Raw genomic sequence first — 1,259 nt, 5'->3', positions numbered from 1 at the left:
AACAAGGGCAATGTCTGTCGTACTCATGAGACTGCTCCTATCAATCCGTGCAACTTGTTGCACGTCACGGCGCAAGCATGATGTGCTTACGCATCGCTTGATAGGATTTGGTATGCTGCTTGTTTTATGTGCGCAAGATAGAAAATGCTTAGGAGCACTCACTGCGACATCTTGATATACGCTCACGATCCTTCGTCAACAATCTGGAGCCAGTGGCTCAGATACCATTTATTACTGATCACATTCTTCAGGAGTTGACCTGCAGGTCATCGACTTGCCCGTAAATTCTACAATCACCCGGGCCAGCGCCGGGACGGCCGATGAAGCGAGGCTGCTCAAGTGGGACGAGACGGCTTATGCGAAGGTCGCCCGCTGCTTCCGGCTTACCATTCCTCGCTCATCCGCCACCTGTCCGCGTTCGTCATACCGATCAACCTCATGCTGCCAAGGCATGGCTCAGATCGGATCGGCTTCCGCCATCCGCGTAGATTCTCATTAGCCACTTCCCTGCAGGCGATCCTGCCGTTCCGGCAGCTTCTTTTTGGGTTCCGCTGGCCTGTTTCCCCGGAGTTCTAGCCTTTCAGTATTCGTGCGGGTCACGGATTTGACCCCTCCCCCCCACGGGGCCGCCCGGCGCGCCAGTCGCATCCAGGCGGTCCACTCCTTCGAGACGATCCGCACGACGTTCGACAGGTTGCGCCAAGCTGTCTGCGTCCGCTCCTCAACTGTGAGCAGCCCGAGCGTTCGGGCTTGTCGCAGCGCGTTCTTCACGGTGCTCCGGCTGACACCGGCCAGTGCTGCGATGTGGTCGAGGCACAGTCGGCAGTCGCCACGCTTCACCACCTCGGATGAGACCACAGCCAGCACGGCCGCTTCTGCGAGGGTGAACCGAGCGGCAAGGGCCGGCGGGAGCCGACCAGAGGCCGCCCAGCGGCGGCGGCGCTCCATCGAAGCATCTGTGCGCGGACGCGAGCCCACGGCCTTCCTAAAGGCTCTTACGGGTATAGGAACAGCTTTGCGTGCTTCAATCAGGTTGGACAGCGTCGCGGCTTCGGCCTCGCTCACCTGGCCATCCCCAAAGGCGCGCCACAGCAGGGCCGCGACTTCCGGCAGCTTCACGCGCGGCGCAGCCTCGACGGCACGCCGTATCTCGTCAGCAAACATAGCTCCGCCCTTCGGGTCGTGAGACCCGCTGCGAGGGGCGCAGCACCACCGGCATAGCTCCGCTGCAGTCGAAAACTCGCGTTTTCGACTTGACG

General features: G+C 60.9%; 1 protein-coding gene. It reads right to left on the bottom strand.

The annotated features are described in order from the left end of the window. Positions 1-495 precede the first annotated feature (495 nt). Positions 496-1,164 (bottom strand): helix-turn-helix domain-containing protein, encoded by a 669-nt coding sequence (locus MFF06_RS22550; protein WP_238208440.1) that lies wholly within the window; start codon positions 1,162-1,164, stop codon positions 496-498. Positions 1,165-1,259: the final 95 nt, after the last annotated feature.

The organism is Methylobacterium aerolatum (assembly GCF_022179085.1).
GTDB lineage: Bacteria > Pseudomonadota > Alphaproteobacteria > Rhizobiales > Beijerinckiaceae > Methylobacterium > Methylobacterium aerolatum.
The sequence above is the reverse complement of the archived record's forward strand: the minus strand, read 5'-3'. Positions and strand labels throughout refer to the sequence as shown.

Excerpts from the sequence above, each read along its gene's own strand:
- MFF06_RS22550 (WP_238208440.1), bottom strand. The coding sequence starts at position 1,164 with ATGTTTGCTGACGAGATACGGCGTGCCGTCGAGGCTGCGCCGCGCGTG.